Below are 17,391 nucleotides of genomic sequence, written 5' to 3'. Positions count from 1 at the left end.
AAGAGAAAATGTATAGAAAATTAGCAGAAAAGATATCCAGCGGCCGCGCTATATACACCTTTGAGAAGATAATAGGAAAAAATGAAGGTTTTGTAAACATAATAGAATATGCTAAAAAAATATCTGATAGTACATCTACTGTGTTAATAACCGGTGAAAGTGGTACAGGTAAAGAAGTTTTTGCACAGGCTATACACAATTGGAGTAGTAGAAGAAATGAGGCTTTTATTGCAGTAAATTGTGGTGCTATACCATCAAATCTTATTGAAGCAGAGTTACTCGGGTACGAGGAAGGTGCTTTTACAGGAGCAAAAAAAGGTGGAAATGCTGGTAAATTTGAAATGGCTGATGGTGGAACTATTTTTTTAGATGAAATAGGAGAAATGTCTTTAGAGACTCAGGTAAGACTTTTGAGAGTTATAGAAGAAGGTGTTATAAGTAGAGTTGGAGGTTCTAAACAGATTCCTGTAAATGTTAGAATTATAGCGGCTACAAATAAAGACTTAAAAGAGGAGGTAAAAGATGGGAACTTCAGAAAAGACTTGTTTTATAGACTTAATGTGCTTCCTATTTGTCTCCCACCGCTAAGAGATAGAAAAGAAGATATTCCTATTTTAGTGGATTATTATATGACTAGAATAAGTAAAAAACTAAATAAGAAGAAGTTTCAAATTGATAAGATTGTCATGAATAATTTTTTAGAATACGAATGGCCAGGGAATATAAGGGAATTGGAAAATGTTATTGAGCTTATAGTAAATACGGAAAGAATTCCAGAGGATATATTTAACACATATAAAACACCGCAAACCAGTAAAAATAAAACTTTTGAAAGCCCTGTAAGATTTGAAAGTATGAAACTTGACGATGTAGAAAAAAATCATATTATAAAGGTCCTTAAAAGCTTTAGTGGAAATATAAGCTTGTCAGCTAAAGCAATGGGAATTGGGAGAAACACTTTATATAGGAAGATGGATAAATATCATATAGAGTGTTCCGAGTTGGAACATTGCGCTAAAATGGAACAAAAAATTCATTGAAAAGTGTGTTGAAACCGAACAATTTTTATATTTTTTTTAATTACCCTCAAAAACACTAGGTTATAGTCATTGGCATGATTCATGCTATATATAATATAAAAAGTATTTAAAATATTAAAAAAATTAATGATTTATAGGGGGTTTCAATTATGTATGGATACAATGGTAAAGTATTAAGACTTAACTTAACTAACAAAACTTATGCAATAGAACAGTTAAAAATTGATGAGGCTAAAAAGTTTATAGGGGCAAGAGGATTAGGTGTAAAAACTTTACTTAATGAAGTAGATCCAAAAGTAGATCCATTATCACCTGATAACAAATTTATTGTAGCAGCAGGACCACTTACAGGAGCACCTGTTCCAACGAGTGGAAGATTTATGGTAGTTACTAAATCACCATTAACAGGAGCTATTGCTATTGCAAACTCAGGTGGAAAATGGGGTGCAGAATTAAAAATGGCTGGATACGATATGATAATCGTTGAAGGTAAATCAGATAAGGAAGTTTATGTGAACATAGTAGATGATAAAGTAGAATTTAGAGATGCTTCAAAGGTTTGGGGAAAGCTAGTAGAAGAAACTACAAAAACTCTTCAAGGTGAAACTGACGCAAAAGCTAAAGTTTTATGTATAGGACCAGCTGGAGAAAATTTATCATTTATGGCAGCTGTTATGAATGAGGTTGACAGAACAGCAGGTCGTGGCGGTGTTGGAGCTGTTATGGGTTCCAAAAATTTAAAGGCTATAGTTGTAAAGGGTAGTGGAAAAGTACAATTATTTGATGAAGATAAAGTAAAAGCTGTATCACTTGAAAAGACAAATATCTTAAGAAAAGACCCTGTAGCAGGAGGCGGACTTCCAACATATGGAACAGCTGTATTGGTTAATATCATAAACGAAAATGGTATACATCCAGTAAAGAACTTCCAGGAATCTTATACACCTGAAGCAGATAAGATTAGTGGAGAAACTATGACTAAGGATTGCCTAGTTAGAAAAAATCCTTGTTATAGATGTCCAATTGCTTGTGGAAGATGGGTAAAACTTGATGATGGAACTGAATGTGGAGGACCAGAATACGAAACATTATGGTCATTTGGATCTGATTGTGGTGTATATGATTTAAATGCTGTAAATACAGCTAATATGTTATGTAATGAATATGGATTAGATACAATCTCTGCAGGATGTACAATTGCAGCTGCTATGGAGCTTTATCAAAGAGGATACATTAAGGATGACGAAATAGCTGGAGATGGATTATCACTTAATTGGGGAGACGCTAAGTCCATGGTTGAATGGGTAAAGAAAATGGGACTTAAAGAAGGATTCGGAGCTAAGATGTCAGATGGTTCATATAGACTTTGTGACTCCTATGGCGTACCTGAGTATTCAATGACTGTTAAAAAGCAAGAGCTTCCAGCATACGATCCAAGAGGAGCACAAGGACATGGTATAACTTATGCTGTTAACAATAGAGGAGGCTGCCATATTAAAGGATATATGATAAGCCCTGAAATACTTGGATATCCAGAAAAACTTGATAGATTTGCATTAGAAGGAAAAGCAGCATATGCTAGAGTATTCCATGACTTAACAGCAGTTATAGATTCTCTTGGATTATGTATTTTCACAACATTTGGTCTTGGTGCACAGGATTATGTTGATATGTACAACGCAGTAGTTGGTGGAGACTTACATGATGTAAACTCTATAATGGAAGCTGGAGACAGAGTATGGACTTTAGAAAAAATATTTAACTTAAAGGCAGGCATAGATAGTTCACAAGATACTCTTCCAAAGAGATTACTTGAGGACCCAGTTGTAGATGGACCATCAAAAGGAAATGTTCATAAATTAGATGTACTTTTACCTCAATATTACTCAGTAAGAGGATGGGACGCTAAGGGTATTCCTACAGAAGAAACTTTAAAGAAGCTTGGATTGGACGAGTATATTGGAACAATCTAAACACGGGAGGACAGTATGAAGCTTGAAGTAAGGCTGTTTGCAACATTTAGAGATGGAAGAGAGAAAAAGTATTTTTTAGATTTAAATGAAGATACAACTCCAAGAGATATTGTTAATATGCTTAAAATAGATGAAGAAGAAGTGGCTATACTTCTTATTAATGGAAGAGATGGCAAACTGGACACTATTTTAAAGGATAATGATGTGTTGTCATTGTTTCCCCCAGTAGGAGGCGGCTAAAGATGGAACGCTATAGCAGGAATATGAAAACATTGTCAAAAGAAGAAAATGACAAGTTAAAGGAGTTTAAAGTTTGCGTTGTAGGCTGCGGAGGACTTGGTGGCTATATTATTGAAATGTTGGGGAGAATTGGAGTAGGAAGTATTACTGCAGTAGATGGAGATGTGTTTGTGGAATCTAATCTAAATCGGCAGATACTTTCTAGCAATGAGTCACTAGGGCGAGGAAAAGCTCTAGAGGCACAGCTCAGAATGGAAAAGGTAAATCCTTTAATCAAAGTAGAGGTAGTACCGGAAATGCTTACTGAAGAAAATTCTCTAGATATTTTAAAAGATCACCATGTGGTAGTAGATGCATTAGATAGTATATCAGCGAGATTAATGCTTCAAGAGAGCTGTAAGAAACTAAATATACCAATGGTTCATGGGGCTATAGCAGGTTGGTATGGTCAGGTTACTACCATATTCCCGGAAGATGATACTCTAAATAAGATTTATAATAAAGATAAAAAGGAATCAAAAGGAATTGAACAAGAGATGGGAAATCCATCCTTCACGCCAGCCTTGACAGCATCAATTGAAGTTAGTGAGGTAATAAAGATTTTAATAGGCAGAGGAGAGCTTTTGAGAAAAAAAATACTTTTTATAGACCTTCTTTCTAGTGAATACGATATAATTCCAATTGTATAGACTTAAAGAAAGTTTTAAGAGGATGTTTCAAGATTAAATGAAACATCCTCTTTATGCAATGTAGCCCCATCGACGCTTACTTGTCGGTGAAAGTCTGAATATCTATTAGATTATTCTTAGAAAATGGATGGTTAATTGAACTGAACCATACTTCTTACGTTGGAAAAGAACTTATTAAAGGCTGAAATGTCAATAAAACTAGGAGTTAAGCATGTTTAAGATAAAGGTTGACATAGTTAATGCACAATATATAATTAATTAAGAATAAATACGGGAGGACATTTCTATTATGAAGTTTAACAAGTTAGATTTGCAGAATCTTGGTTTGGGTATCATAAAATTTGATGATTTTTATATTAGTTTAATTATAGATTATGACTTACACAATCTAGGTTTAGGTATGATAAAACATGATGAAGATTACATTAATCGAATTATTGATAGTAATTTACAGAATTTTGGTTTAGGTATCATAAAATCTGATGAATCTTATATTAATCGAATCGATGATAGGAATTTACATTGCCTTGGTTTAGGTATGTTAAGATGTGATGACTTTTATATTAATCTAATTACAGATGGTGATTTACAATCACTTGGTTTGGGGATTTTAAAATCTAATGAATTTTATATTAGTTTAATCTAAAACATTTGCATATTTTTTAGTTATGCATAACATTAGACAAAAATATAAGATAGGCTTATTATTTGTACATTGGTTATACTCATAGCTTCTTCTAAGATTTTACCACTAGCAAGTACTGTTAACATACTATTGGCAGCTATAGCAGTAGCACATTCGAAGGTTTTAAATCGAACGTCACTAAGCGTTTTATTAGTAACTTTAATGTAAGTCCTAATCTTATCTCCGTTAACTGGATTTCCAGATTGTCCAGTACCATCAGCATCTGGTATTTAACTAACATTTCCCGGATTAGCAAAGTGATCAAGTACGGTATCATTATATAGTTCAGCACCTCCATATAATTAATATTTTGTAAAATTACAGTATTAGCAGTAATAAGGACATTAAGACATGGCTTTAGTAACATTTATACTTTTCAAGCGAGTCCACTTTGTTCAAGCCCTTAACAGGGCATGAACAAAGCTGCTAAGTTTTTAGTATAAATAATCTTACATATTGTTGCAAAATATAACAAATTAATAATATGTTTTGTAATAGTTTACATTGTATATATGACTATAATTTGCTATAATGTAATTAAGATAGTCAATTTCTAAAATATTTTATATTATATTAAAGATTAGCACAAATTTTTTCTCTATAAAAAACTCATCCCGAATAAAAGTCCTTTAGGGGGCTTTTATTTTTATGAAGTGACGATAGAAATGTAGAAAATTATTTATGTAGGAATAGGTGGGTTTATTGGAGCTTCCTTAAGATATATAATATCTATAAACTCAGTAAAATGGTTTGGTGCTCAACTTCCTTATGGTGCATTAATAGTCAATGTACTAGGAGGTTTTATAATGGGGGTTATAATGGAATTAATTTAAATACTTGCTTGAATCTATTTTTAAGTCTTGGAGGCGTAGTGGCCGGTAAGTTTATTGTTTCTAATTATAATTAAAAGGAATTTATTGACGAAACTACATGTGCATTATATACTGATATTGGGAATAAATTTAATAATTAGGTGATGAAGTTCGCCTTTAAATATCCTTTGGGATTGATGGCTTCTACTATATGATATAGTAGAAGTTTTTGTTTTAAAAATATTCTTAATATAATTTTTAAAGATAGAATAGTTTTTATAATTAAATAATCAATATTATATAGAATAAATAATATGCAGAAATTGAGTTAATTAGTTTTTATAGTGAATTAAGCAGATTTTGGAGGTACTGGTATGTCTATAAGTAACAGTGAATTAAATTATGAAAAGAGAAAGTTAAGTGAAACAGATTCGTGGTTAAAAAAACAGATAGAGGAAATGGATAATAGTGGTAATAACTTACAGGAAAAGGTTTCAGCATTAAAGAAACAAACCGGCGGTAAGTACAGCTATGAACTAGATGCTACAATAAAATTATATGAAATGACTAAGGAAACAGTAAAAAGCTATAAAGAAGTTAAAGAGCAGCCTTATTTTGCAAGAATAGATTTCAGAGAATACAGAAGGGACAAGGAAAGTTTCTATATAGGCAAAATTGGTCTTATAGATGAAAAAACAGGAGATGAAGTAGTAGTAGACTGGAGATCACCTGTTGCAGATCTATATTATAGCGGAACGCAGGGTGACACTTATTACGAAGCACCTTCAGGAATAATTAATGGAGAGCTTACTTTAAAACGTAAATTTGTAATAAAAGAAGATGCTTTAATTGATGCTTTTGATGAGGGAATAAATAAAATCATATTAAAATCAGGTACTGATGAATCTGAAGAAAGCTCCTTGATGGATGAATTCCTTAGAATAAATTTAGAAGCTAGTGTTAACCACAAACTTAAAGACATTGTTGCAACAATACAAAAAGAGCAAAATGATATTATAAGAGCTGAAAAAAATAAGCCACTTGTAGTTCAAGGTTCAGCGGGATCAGGAAAGACAACAGTTGCACTGCATAGACTAGCATATCTACTTTATAAATATCAAAACAGGTTGTCAGGAGAAGATATATTGGTCATAGCGCCAAATAAGTTGTTCCTTGATTATATATCTGAAGTACTTCCTAATTTGGGAGTTGATAGAGTAAGACAAAAGACCTTTTATGAAATGGCTTTAGAGTTTCTAAACTTAGAGGATAGGGTAATTACTAAAGATAGAAAATTAGCAGCTGTTATAGAAGAAAAAGATATTAATAAAGTTAAATTTATTACAAACAGTAGCAAAATAAAAAACTCTGTAATATTTAAAACAATGATGGATAGGTATGTTAGGTATTTAGAAATATCAGGTTTAAATGATGAAGATATTAAGGTGTTTGACTACATATTATTCGATAAAAAGGAAATAAAAAAATTGTTCATTAAAAATCTTTCACATCTTCCTATTAGCAAAAGAAAAGATGAGATAAGAAGATATTTTAATGCAAAATTAGAGGACAGAATATCTAAAAACCATGAAATCATAGACGAACAATATGGTTTTATTATATCTGACATTAAAGCTTCAACAAAAGATGAAGCAGAGAAAAGAGCTAAAATAATAGAAATATATGATCAAAGAGATAAAAAGAAAGAGGAATTGAAAGCAGAATCTAAAAAAGTCCTTAAGGAATACTTTGATAACTGGAAATATGACAATGTTAAAGAGTTATATAAACATTTATTTAACGATAAAGAAGCATTTGAAAAAGTTACCTCTAATAAGATACCAGGAGTATTATCTGAATATATGAAAGAAGAAATTAATACTAACTTTAGCAATGGTGATATTGATAGTGATGATTTAGCACCTATGCTTTATTTAAAGTTTAAAATGGAAGGTATTGAAGAACAAAGCAAGTTTCAGCACATAGTTATAGATGAAGCTCAGGATTACAGCATGTTCCAAATTTCTCTTCTTAAAAGTATATCTATTAATAACTCGGTTACTATAGTTGGTGATGTAGGCCAGAGTATATATTTTTATAAGGGTATTAGTGATTGGAGAAGTTTAAAGGAAGAAGTGTATAAAGGTGACATGGAGTATGTTCAGTTAACTCAAAGTTATCGTTCTACTGTTGAGATAGTTGAATTTGGTAATAAAGTACTTGAAAAACAGAAGAACAGCCTTAAGGCTGCTAAGCCAGTATTAAGACATGGGAAAGTACCTGAGATTATCAAATATGATAATGACTTAGAATTCTGTAGAAAAATTGATGACATAGTGCAAGAGGTAGAACAAGCTAACAGAAAGAGTATTGCTGTTATAGTAAAAACCGTTGAAGAATGTGAACAGATTGAAGAATTACTTAAAAATAATAGTTCATACGACTGGAAGATGATAATGGATACAGATCAAAATATAGGATTTGATAGAATCATCATACCTTCTTATATGACTAAAGGATTGGAATTTGACTGTAGTGTAATTTACAATTGTAGTGCTGATAATTATGGGAATTCAGAATTAGATAAAAGATTACTATATGTAATACTAACTAGAGCTCTTCATATGGAGTATGTATTTTATAGAGATAGAATTTCTGAATTAATTTTATAGCTTTTACAGCTATAACTGAGATTATAGCATTCATAATTTTTGTTTTATTAAATAATAAAAGAACTGAAATTAGTGAATATACTAAAGATTAGAAGGTAAAAATGATTTTAGATACTGGCTAATTGAGTTATAATATGGACATTATTTGCAACCCCCAATAAACTGCTTATAAATCCTATACCAAGGCCTGGAGTTATGGCAAGAATTAAAAATAAAATTGAAAGATTATATTGTCTATCACTAGAGGTTATAGGATGAAGCCCTTCAATAATTAATAATAACCCAATAGCTACAAGAAGAGTCAGTATTACTTTTTTTAAAGAGTTTTCTGTTATTCGTTTTGAAAAGTGTGCTCCTATATATGAACCCGATATGGAGCCTAATGTCATAGTAAGTATTAATGTCCATAAGGGTAATATACTGTTTGCGTTGGTTTTAGGTAATCTAAAGCATAGTGAAGATAGTATTGTTACAAGACTGACAGCTAAATTGAGAGCAACAGATCTATGGGCAGAATACTTAAAAATACCTACTAATATAGGTAATCTGAATTCTGCTCCCCCTAAACCAATAAGACCTCCTAAACACCCTTTGAAGCGCTAATAGAAATTATTCGATCAGAAGAATTTAAAATGGAACTTGAGGGTATCGGAGGATATGATTTGACTGAAACTGGTAAAGTTATTGCTGAAACTTAAAAAATAATATTAAAGGATTTTACTTAATGTTTTTTCTAAGGGTAATGGATCCGCTAGTAAGCTTGAATTTATTAAAAGCATAGGTGGAATTGTATATCTATAAGTGATGTTTTAGAGGAAAACTTATTTTTCACCTTATTAAGAATACCTATGTTTTTCACAATTAAAGCTAAATTTATTCCTCTTATTTTTTCGTACTTATCAAATAATCCATCAATGGAGATAGTTACAACATCAACGTATTTTACGAAATACTCCGATAATTCCTCTTTCACTTAAGGACAAATAAAAACGTATAAAATATATTATATAGCTATTTATATAACTATATAATCATCTATAATAATACAGCTAGATATCAATGTCAATGTCAATGTCAATAAATTTTATAAAATATCTTATTTTTAATTTGGGGGTGGTGTGATACCGCATATTCATTATAGTCTAACAGCACTTGTTCAAAAAATACTGTTTTTTTAATTTTTTTATTCAATTTTTAAGTGATTTCTTTATTTATGTAAACAATTTAAAGATAGTGCTTAACGAATATTGACAAAGACAGTCGAAGAATATAATATTGTAGATACAGTGATTAATGTACAAATATTAAGAATTTTGATTTTTAGGGGGGTTTTACACTATGTATGGATATAATGGGAAAGTATTAAGACTTAATTTAACTAACCTAACTTCTTCTGTAGAAGAATTAAACATTGATCAGGCTAAAAAATTTATAGGATCAAGAGGATTAGGTGTAAAAACTTTACTTGATGAAGTAGATCCACAGGTAGATCCGTTATCACCTGATAACAAATTTATTATAGCAGCAGGACCGCTTACAGGAGCACCTGTTCCAACAAGCGGAAGATTTATGGTAGTTACTAAATCACCTTTAACAGGAGCTATTGCCATTTCAAACTCAGGTGGAAAATGGGGAGCAGAATTAAAGATGGCTGGATACGATATGATCATTGTTGAAGGTAAATCAGATAATAAAGTTTATGTAAATATAGTAGATGATAAAGTAGAATTTAGAGATGCTTCTCATGTTTGGGGAAAGCTAACAGAAGAAACTACAGAAACCCTTCAGCATGAAAATGACTCAAAGGCTAAGGTTTTATGTATAGGACCAGCTGGAGAAAATTTATCACTTATGTCAGCGGTTATGAATGAGGTTGATAGAACAGCAGGTCGTGGTGGTGTTGGAGCTGTTATGGGTTCAAAAAATTTAAAAGCTATAGTTGTAAAAGGCAGTGGAAAAGTGCAATTATTTGATGCAGATAAAGTAAAAGCTGTAGCACTTGAGAAGACAAATATCCTAAGAAAAGATCCAGTAGCTGGTGGAGGGTTACCAACCTATGGTACAGCTGTTCTTGTTAATATAATCAATGAAAATGGTATGAATCCTGTAAGAAACTTTCAGAAATCCTATACAGATGAGGCAGATAAGGTTAGTGGAGAAACTATGACTAAGGATTGTCTGGTTAGAAAAAATGCTTGTTATAGATGTCCAATTGCCTGTGGAAGATGGGTAAAACTTGAAGATGGAACTGAATGTGGAGGACCAGAATACGAAACACTATGGTCATTCGGAGCTGATTGCGATGTATATGATTTAAATGCTATAAATGTAGCAAATATGTTATGTAATGAATATGGATTAGATACAATTTCAGCAGGGGCAACTATTGCAGCAGCTATGGAACTCTATCAAAGAGGTTACATTAAGGATGAAGAAATAGCTGCAGATGGGTTATCACTTAATTGGGGAGATGCTAAGTCCATGGTTGAATGGGTAAAGAAAATGGGACTTAGAGAAGGATTTGGAGCTAAGATGACAGATGGATCATATAGACTATGTGAATCCTATGGTGTGCCTGAGTATTCAATGACTGTTAAAAAACAAGAACTTCCAGCGTACGATCCAAGAGGGGCACAGGGTCATGGTATAACTTATGCTGTTAATAATAGAGGAGGCTGTCATATTAAAGGATATATGATAAGTCCTGAAATACTTGGATACCCAGAAAAGCTTGATAGATTTTCACTAGAGGGAAAAGCAGCATATGCTAAAGTATTCCATGACTTAACAGCAGTTATAGATTCCCTTGGATTATGTGTTTTCACAACATTCGGTTTTGGTGTACAAGATTATGTTGATTTGTATAATGCAGTAGTTGGTGGAGAATTACATGATATGGAATCTTTAATGGCAGCTGGAGATAGAATATGGACTTTAGAAAAAATATTTAACTTAAAGGCAGGTATAGATAGTTCACAGGATACTCTTCCAAAAAGATTGCTTGAGGAACCAGTTGAAGAAGGGCCATCCAAAGGATATGTTCATAAATTAGGCGTGCTACTACCTGAATATTATTCAGTAAGAGGATGGGATGCTAATGGTATTCCTACAGAAGAAACTTTAAAGAAGCTTGGATTAGAAGATTATATTGGAAAAATCTAAATCAGGGAGGACAGTATGAAGCTTGAAGTAAGGCTGTTTGCAACATTTAGAGATAGAAGAGAAAAAAAGTATTTTTTAGATTTTAATGAGGATACAACTCCAAGGGATGTTGTTAAAATGCTTAAAATAGATGAAGAAGAGGTGGCTATACTTCTTATAAACGGAAGAGATGGAAAATTAAATACTGTTTTAAAAGATAATGATGTGTTATCATTATTTCCTCCAGTAGGAGGCGGCTAAAGATAGAACGATACATCAGAAATATGAAATGATATAAAGTATAATATAGTTTCTGTTGCATAAAATTAAAGAATTTTTTAGGGAGTGTTTCAAAGGCAAATGAAACACTCTCTTTATTATATGGAATTAAATGTTGAAGGTTGAGATTACTTGCTAGCTTCTTTAAATACTTTACGTACAATATCCCTAGAAGGAACTCCTTCATGTACTTTTACTCCATCAACATAGTATGTAGGAACATAATAGTAATCGTATTGTTTAGCTATTTCAGGTTGACGTTCTTCATCGATTATTTTAACTTCTAGATTCCCATACTCAGGATGTTCTTTTTTTAAATCTTCCATAAAAGAAAGTGCCTGTTTGCAGTAAGGGCACCAGTCTGTTATAAACATAAATACAGTCTTCATTTATTATCACCACCTAACTTTCTCCGATGACTACCCGCTTTAATACGCCTATCTGATTGAAGTTTCTACTTCATCATCAATATATATGGTTTTGAATTATAAAAATATTATACAGTATTTTTGAAATATATATGTTGTGTATTATAAATTTAATATTTTTAAAATTTAGAAGAGAGCAAAAATCTAATGTGATGAATGTTTAATTGACTATAGACGCCAATTAAGGACTTTATAAGTCTAGGATGATTGTCAGTGACATTTTTCAAATTTACAAATATATGTTATAATTTATTCTACTTATATTTCTTATTTTTGTAAGGGGGAATTGTTAATGGACAGTGGTCCGAGTAGCATTTTACTAGAGTTATTATTGATTTTAGTTTTAGTTTTAGTGAATGCTTTCTTTGCAGCCTCAGAAATGGCTATAGTATCTATAAATAAAAACAAAGTTAGTCTTCTTGCTGAAGAAGGCAGCTCAAAGGCAAAATATTTACTAAAACTACTAAATGAACCTAGTAGATTCTTAGCTACCATTCAAGTAGGCATTACTTTGGCAGGATTTTTGGCCAGCGCTTCTGCAGCAACAAATATATCCAAGCACCTTTCTTATATATTTGAAGGATTTAACATACCAGGAAGTGATGAGATAGCAGTTGTTGTTATAACAATATTGTTAGCATATATTACATTGGTATTTGGAGAGTTATTTCCAAAAAGAATAGCACTACAAAAATCTGAACAAATAGCTATGTTTGCAGTTACACCAATAATATTTGTTTCTAAGATTGCCTCTCCTTTTGTAAAAATGCTTACTGCATCAACAAACTTACTTGTTAAAATCTTTGGTCTAAATTTAGACAACCTTGAAGAAAAGGTATCAGAGGAAGAAATAAGATCAATGATTAAGGTTGGAGAGGAAAATGGAGTTATTAACGAGATTGAAAAAGACATGATAGATGGTATATTTAAGTTTGATGATACATTGGCTAAAGAAATAATGACACCTAGAAGAAATGTATTTGCTTTAGAATTAAATACACCAATTGAAGAACAGATAAATAGAATATCGGAAGAACAGTATTCAAGAATACCTGTTTATGAAAATGATATAGATAATATTGTTGGTGTTTTATATATGAAAGACTTGTTTTTCAAACTAAAAGATGGCGATATTAGAAGTATAAATATAAAGGAAATGCTGAGACCAGCGTATTTTGTTCCGGAAACTAAAAATATAGATGCCTTGTTTAGAGAGTTACAGAATACTAAGAACCATATGGCTATATTGATTGATGAGTATGGTGGTTTTTCTGGTATTGTGACAATCGAAGATTTAATAGAAGAGATCATGGGAAATATATTTGATGAGTACGATGAGTGTACAGACTATATAAAAAAGGTTGACTCAAACAGCTATCTAATTAATGGGTTGATACCAATAGATGAAGTTAATGAGAATTTAAACATCAAGCTGCCTTCGGACGATATAGATACAATAGGAGGATTTGTAGTTAATCTTCTTGGAACCATACCTAAGGAAAATGATGATAGTGTCATCGAGTACGATAATCTGATATTTAAAATTGAAAAAGTAAATGAAAAAAGAATAGAGGAATTGATAATTTCCTTGAAGTAAAATTTGAGTTATGTATCAGTAATTGCTATGAAGTATGATTTAGTAATGAAGATGTAAGTAATTAATTTTAACTCTCATCCATATGTTGATATGGTTGAGAGTTTTTTTATAAAAGTAACTTCAATACATATAAAAGTATTGGAAAGAGTAGTCATTGGATAATTTTTTGGGGAGGCGATTAGATGGAAAAAAATAAAATATCGGCAAAGAGTACATGGATTATATTCACTTTTACACTTATAGCAATTGGAAGTTGTATAATTTTTAAGTTATCCCTGTTTTATAGTTTTTTTGCTAGTATAGTTATATCTTCAGCTTTATTTTTAAGAGAGGGATTTTCTATAACTGAACTAGTAATTATGATTAGAAATGGGCTTATTGAGTGTAAAGAATTATTTGTTTTAATATTACTGATTGGAGGAGCAATTCCTGTATGGTTATCATCTGGAGTTATACCATCTATGTTATACTATGGATTTAAGTATATGCAGGGAATGAATTTCTTATTTGCAACCTTTGTAATTACTACAGTTTTTGCGATTTTTATGGGATCAGCTCTTGGAGCAATTAGTACTATTGGTATAGCATTGTTAGGTGTTGGAAGGATATTTGGAATTCCTGATTATATTCTTTTAGGTGCTATTGTATCAGGCGCATTTATGTCAGATAAGATGTCACCAATCTCAGGATTACTAAATCTTACATTGTTAACTACAAGAACATCCTATAAAAATTTGTTAATTTCTATGTGTACAACCTTACTTCCAACCTATTTGATATCTGGAATAATATATTTTTATATTGGGAAAAAATATAGTTTAGCTTCTCATGGTTCAAGCTTAGATTACTTTGGAATAGCAATAAAAGAAAGCTTCTTTATTTCTCCACTATTATTATTATTTCCTGTAGGTATTTTTATATTAACCTTTTTAGGTGTAAAAATAATTAAAGCGATATCCTTAAGCTTAATAGGAGGAATAGTTATAGCCCTTAGTTTCCAGAAACTAAGTTTTATAAATATTATTTTGGCAATACTTACTGGATATAAGGGAAATACAAATTCAAGTGAATTGAATAAAATATTAGTTGGTGGTGGAGTTGTTTCTATGACTGAAGTTCTATTAATAATAATGGGAGCCATTGCTTTAAGCAGTATTTTTCAAGGTACTGGATTTATAAAGCCTATAATAGACAAAATAATATCAAAAGCAAGGTCAAAGGGAGATGTGATTTTAAAAACCGGTGTTGTAAGTAGTATATTAACCATAGCCTGTGATCAAACTGTTGGAGTAATACTTCCAGGAGGGCTTCTAAAGAATAAGTATAAGGAGTTAGATATTAAAAATAATATTCTGGCTAGGACTATATCAGATACAGGAATTATCATTGCTCCTCTAATACCTTGGAATGTAAATTCATTATTTATTTTAATAATTACTGGTATATCTACAGCTGCATATGCACCCTATGCAATATTGTGTTATATGTTTCCGATAATTACTATTTTTATAGCTTATATGTACAAATTTCAGTATAAAGACATAACAAGGTAGTTATGAAGTGGAAACTTAAATCAGATGGGGTAGTCATCGGATAAAGTTATTTAGTTTCAATGGGATGACAAAAAGTAAAATATAAATTTTTTGAAGAATTATGTCGTGAAAGATGTTATAATTGTAATTTGAGTAACAATTCGATACTTTATTTATAAGTAGATACAGAAGAAGGTGGATAACATGAAAGATAATAAATTTTTGCCAATTAGTAAGCAAGATATGATAGATAGAGGTTGGGAACAGCTAGATTTTATTATAGTTACGGGAGATGCATATGTGGATCACCACAGTTTTGGAACAGCTATTATTTCAAGAGTTCTAGAAAATTCAGGATATAAAGTAGGGATAATACCTCAGCCTAATTGGAAGGATGCAGAAGATTTTAAAAGATTAGGTGAGCCTAGACTGGGGTTCTTGGTGAATGCAGGAAACATGGATTCCATGGTTAATCATTATACGGTGAGTAAAAAGAGAAGGGATAAGGATTTTTATTCGCCAGGGGGAGAAATGGGATTAAGACCTGATAGGGCTACAATTGTTTATTGTAATAGGATAAGAGAAGCTTTTAAGCATATTCCTATTATGATTGGAGGAATAGAAGCAAGTTTAAGAAGATTTGCTCATTATGATTATTGGAGTGACAAAGTAAGAAAATCCATATTAATTGATAGCGGAGCAGATTTATTGGTTTATGGAATGAGTGAAAGACAAGTAGTTGAGATTGCAGACAACTTGAATAACGGTCTAGACATAAAATATATCAGGCATGTACCAGGAACCTGTTATATTGTAGATAATATAGAAGAGGTATATGACTATATTGAAATACCATCTTATAAAGATGTTTGTGCAGATAAAAAGGTATATGCAGAGGCTTTTAGAATACAATATGAAGAACAGGACCCTGTTAGAGGGAATACTATAATCCAGAAGCATACAGATAAGTATGTTGTTCAGAATAGACCGGAAATGCCTCTTACAAGAGAGGAATTGGATAAAGTTTATGCTTTGCCTTACCAAAAAAACTATCATCCTATTTATGAAAAGCTAGGTGGAATACCTGCTATAGAAGAGGTTAAATTTAGTATAGTAAGTTCAAGGGGATGCTTTGGAAGTTGTGCTTTTTGTGCTATAACCTTTCACCAAGGAAGAATTGTGCAAAGTAGAAGTGAGGAGTCCATAGTAGAAGAAGCAAAGGAAATGACTGAGTTTGAAGACTTTAAAGGATATATACATGATGTTGGAGGTCCTACCGCTAACTTTAGATATCCTGCTTGTAAAAAGCAACTTAAAGTTGGGGCTTGTAAAAATAAACAGTGCCTACATCCAAGTCCTTGCAAAAACTTAGATGTTGATCATATGGAGTACCTAAGGGTGCTTGAGAAATTGAGAGAATTACCTAAGGTTAAAAAGGTCTTTGTACGTTCAGGATTAAGATATGATTATATTATGGCAGATAAAAATGATATATTTTTAAAGGAACTTATCAAGCATCATGTAAGTGGGCAGCTAAAAGTAGCACCGGAGCATGTTTCTCATAGGGTTTTAAAGTTTATGGGAAAACCAGCAGGAAAAACCTATGATAAGTTCATGGAGAAATTTTATAAAACTACTGAGAAGGTAGGAAAAAAACAATACATTATACCGTACCTAATGTCCAGTCATCCAGGAAGTACATTAAAAGATGCAATAGAATTAGCAGAATACTTAAGAGATATTCACTATCAACCAGAGCAAGTTCAAGATTTTTATCCAACACCAGGAACATTATCCACAACCATGTTTTATACTGGTTTAGATCCTCTTACTATGAAGGAAGTATATATACCTAAGAGTAAACACGAAAAAGCAATGCAAAGAGCTTTACTTCAATATAGAGATCCTAAGAAATATGATTTAGTATATGAAGCTTTAGTACAGTCAGGCAGAGAAGATCTTATCGGATATGGTCCAAAATGCTTAATAAGACCAAGGGGAAGTAGAAATAATGCAGAGTATAGTAGTGGAAAAGGCAAAGCAAGAGTAGCAAGAGGCAAAGATAATTCTGTGGGGAGAAGAGGTAATGTTAAAGATAAGTCTGTGGCAAAACAAAGTAAAGGCAAGGAAAAAACTGTGGGTATAGGAAAGAGTGTTAGCAGAAGAGATAGTAAGAGTAAAGGAAAGAGAAGATAAATAATTTACAATGTGTTAATAAATTAAACAATAATGTAATACTTATGTAACAATACCGTAACAATAGATGTTTATAATAATAAGTGTCCTAAGTTATTAAAACTTAG

The 17,391-nt window shown here is 31.6% G+C and carries 15 protein-coding genes, 2 pseudogenes and 1 riboswitch; of the genes and pseudogenes, 13 read left to right on the top strand and 4 right to left on the bottom strand.

The window, feature by feature from the left end; all coding sequences use genetic code 11:
* Positions 1 to 14: 14 nt before the first annotated feature.
* The 5 genes and pseudogenes from CLMAG_RS17195 to CLMAG_RS17175 form a co-directional block, all read left to right on the top strand.
* Positions 15 to 1,040: pseudogene (locus CLMAG_RS17195) on the top strand (sigma-54 interaction domain-containing protein); the annotation flags it as partial.
* Positions 1,041 to 1,189: 149 nt separating this feature from the next.
* Positions 1,190 to 3,013, top strand: coding sequence for an aldehyde ferredoxin oxidoreductase family protein (locus CLMAG_RS17190; RefSeq protein ID WP_066625341.1), 1,824 nt, complete (start codon positions 1,190 to 1,192; stop codon positions 3,011 to 3,013).
* Positions 3,014 to 3,028: 15 nt separating this feature from the next.
* Entirely contained in the window at positions 3,029 to 3,253 is a 225-nt protein-coding gene (locus CLMAG_RS17185) for a MoaD/ThiS family protein (protein WP_066625338.1), read from the top strand.
* Between the two features lie 2 nt (positions 3,254 to 3,255).
* Positions 3,256 to 3,942 (top strand): HesA/MoeB/ThiF family protein, encoded by a 687-nt coding sequence (locus tag CLMAG_RS17180; RefSeq protein ID WP_066625334.1) that lies wholly within the window; start codon positions 3,256 to 3,258, stop codon positions 3,940 to 3,942.
* 289 nt (positions 3,943 to 4,231) lie between these two features.
* The gene (locus CLMAG_RS17175; RefSeq protein ID WP_066625330.1) at positions 4,232 to 4,588 is read left to right on the top strand and encodes a hypothetical protein; all 357 of its coding nucleotides are present in this window, start codon (positions 4,232 to 4,234) and stop codon (positions 4,586 to 4,588) included.
* Between the two features lie 32 nt (positions 4,589 to 4,620).
* Here the strand turns inward: CLMAG_RS17175 and CLMAG_RS35025 are convergent, their stop codons facing one another.
* On the bottom strand, positions 4,621 to 4,857 hold the full coding sequence (locus tag CLMAG_RS35025) for an iron-sulfur cluster assembly scaffold protein (protein WP_082831982.1): 237 nt from the start codon (positions 4,855 to 4,857) through the stop codon (positions 4,621 to 4,623).
* Between the two features lie 444 nt (positions 4,858 to 5,301).
* On the opposite strand from CLMAG_RS35025, the gene CLMAG_RS34765 reads away from it, so the two are divergent.
* Together CLMAG_RS34765 and helD are read left to right on the top strand one after the other, a co-directional pair.
* Positions 5,302 to 5,460 (top strand): CrcB family protein, encoded by a 159-nt coding sequence (locus CLMAG_RS34765; protein ID WP_341420496.1) that lies wholly within the window; start codon positions 5,302 to 5,304, stop codon positions 5,458 to 5,460.
* Positions 5,461 to 5,590: 130 nt separating this feature from the next.
* Positions 5,591 to 5,653: riboswitch (Fluoride riboswitch) on the top strand.
* A gap of 160 nt (positions 5,654 to 5,813) precedes the next feature.
* Positions 5,814 to 8,111: an RNA polymerase recycling motor HelD gene (gene helD, locus CLMAG_RS17170; protein ID WP_066625326.1), complete on the top strand. Its 2,298-nt coding sequence runs from the start codon at positions 5,814 to 5,816 to the stop codon at positions 8,109 to 8,111.
* 107 nt (positions 8,112 to 8,218) lie between these two features.
* Here helD and CLMAG_RS30920 read toward each other — a convergent pair whose 3' ends face one another.
* Positions 8,219 to 8,650: a sulfite exporter TauE/SafE family protein gene (locus tag CLMAG_RS30920; protein WP_242873078.1), complete on the bottom strand. Its 432-nt coding sequence runs from the start codon at positions 8,648 to 8,650 to the stop codon at positions 8,219 to 8,221.
* Positions 8,651 to 8,698: 48 nt separating this feature from the next.
* On the opposite strand from CLMAG_RS30920, the pseudogene CLMAG_RS33815 reads away from it, so the two are divergent.
* A pseudogene (locus tag CLMAG_RS33815) lies at positions 8,699 to 8,809 on the top strand (excisionase); the annotation flags it as partial.
* A gap of 71 nt (positions 8,810 to 8,880) precedes the next feature.
* On the opposite strand, the gene CLMAG_RS30915 reads toward CLMAG_RS33815, so the two are convergent.
* Positions 8,881 to 9,084, bottom strand: coding sequence for a hypothetical protein (locus tag CLMAG_RS30915; RefSeq protein WP_242873068.1), 204 nt, complete (start codon positions 9,082 to 9,084; stop codon positions 8,881 to 8,883).
* Positions 9,085 to 9,449: 365 nt separating this feature from the next.
* On the opposite strand from CLMAG_RS30915, the gene CLMAG_RS17160 reads away from it, so the two are divergent.
* Positions 9,450 to 11,273 (top strand): aldehyde ferredoxin oxidoreductase family protein, encoded by a 1,824-nt coding sequence (locus tag CLMAG_RS17160; RefSeq protein WP_066625321.1) that lies wholly within the window; start codon positions 9,450 to 9,452, stop codon positions 11,271 to 11,273.
* A 15-nt stretch (positions 11,274 to 11,288) separates the two neighbouring features.
* On the top strand, positions 11,289 to 11,513 hold the full coding sequence (locus tag CLMAG_RS17155; RefSeq protein ID WP_066625319.1) for a MoaD/ThiS family protein: 225 nt from the start codon (positions 11,289 to 11,291) through the stop codon (positions 11,511 to 11,513).
* Between the two features lie 146 nt (positions 11,514 to 11,659).
* On the opposite strand, the gene CLMAG_RS17150 is transcribed toward CLMAG_RS17155, so the two are convergent.
* Complete coding sequence (locus tag CLMAG_RS17150; RefSeq protein ID WP_066625311.1) at positions 11,660 to 11,920, bottom strand: thioredoxin family protein; 261 nt, start codon at positions 11,918 to 11,920, stop codon at positions 11,660 to 11,662.
* 325 nt (positions 11,921 to 12,245) lie between these two features.
* Here CLMAG_RS17150 and CLMAG_RS17145 point away from each other — a divergent pair, with 325 nt between their 5' ends.
* From CLMAG_RS17145 to CLMAG_RS17135, 3 genes are all read left to right on the top strand, one after another.
* Complete coding sequence (locus CLMAG_RS17145) at positions 12,246 to 13,556, top strand: hemolysin family protein (RefSeq protein ID WP_139264259.1); 1,311 nt, start codon at positions 12,246 to 12,248, stop codon at positions 13,554 to 13,556.
* Positions 13,557 to 13,738: 182 nt separating this feature from the next.
* Positions 13,739 to 15,109, top strand: coding sequence for a Na+/H+ antiporter NhaC family protein (locus CLMAG_RS17140; RefSeq protein WP_066625306.1), 1,371 nt, complete (start codon positions 13,739 to 13,741; stop codon positions 15,107 to 15,109).
* Positions 15,110 to 15,292: 183 nt separating this feature from the next.
* Positions 15,293 to 17,284: a YgiQ family radical SAM protein gene (locus tag CLMAG_RS17135; RefSeq protein WP_066625304.1), complete on the top strand. Its 1,992-nt coding sequence runs from the start codon at positions 15,293 to 15,295 to the stop codon at positions 17,282 to 17,284.
* Positions 17,285 to 17,391 lie beyond the last annotated feature (107 nt).

This window comes from Clostridium magnum DSM 2767, from assembly GCF_001623875.1.
Taxonomy (GTDB): domain Bacteria; phylum Bacillota; class Clostridia; order Clostridiales; family Clostridiaceae; genus Clostridium_AM; species Clostridium_AM magnum.
This window is presented reverse-complemented; position numbering and strand designations above follow the sequence as displayed.

Coding starts and splice junctions, on each gene's coding strand:
- CLMAG_RS17190 (WP_066625341.1), top strand. CDS start 1,190: ATGTATGGATACAATGGTAAAGTATTAAGACTTAACTTAACTAACAAA.
- CLMAG_RS17185 (WP_066625338.1), top strand. CDS start 3,029: ATGAAGCTTGAAGTAAGGCTGTTTGCAACATTTAGAGATGGAAGAGAG.
- CLMAG_RS17180 (WP_066625334.1), top strand. CDS start 3,256: ATGGAACGCTATAGCAGGAATATGAAAACATTGTCAAAAGAAGAAAAT.
- CLMAG_RS17175 (WP_066625330.1), top strand. CDS start 4,232: ATGAAGTTTAACAAGTTAGATTTGCAGAATCTTGGTTTGGGTATCATA.
- helD (WP_066625326.1), top strand. CDS start 5,814: ATGTCTATAAGTAACAGTGAATTAAATTATGAAAAGAGAAAGTTAAGT.
- CLMAG_RS17160 (WP_066625321.1), top strand. CDS start 9,450: ATGTATGGATATAATGGGAAAGTATTAAGACTTAATTTAACTAACCTA.
- CLMAG_RS17155 (WP_066625319.1), top strand. CDS start 11,289: ATGAAGCTTGAAGTAAGGCTGTTTGCAACATTTAGAGATAGAAGAGAA.
- CLMAG_RS17150 (WP_066625311.1), bottom strand. CDS start 11,920: ATGAAGACTGTATTTATGTTTATAACAGACTGGTGCCCTTACTGCAAA.
- CLMAG_RS17140 (WP_066625306.1), top strand. CDS start 13,739: ATGGAAAAAAATAAAATATCGGCAAAGAGTACATGGATTATATTCACT.
- CLMAG_RS17135 (WP_066625304.1), top strand. CDS start 15,293: ATGAAAGATAATAAATTTTTGCCAATTAGTAAGCAAGATATGATAGAT.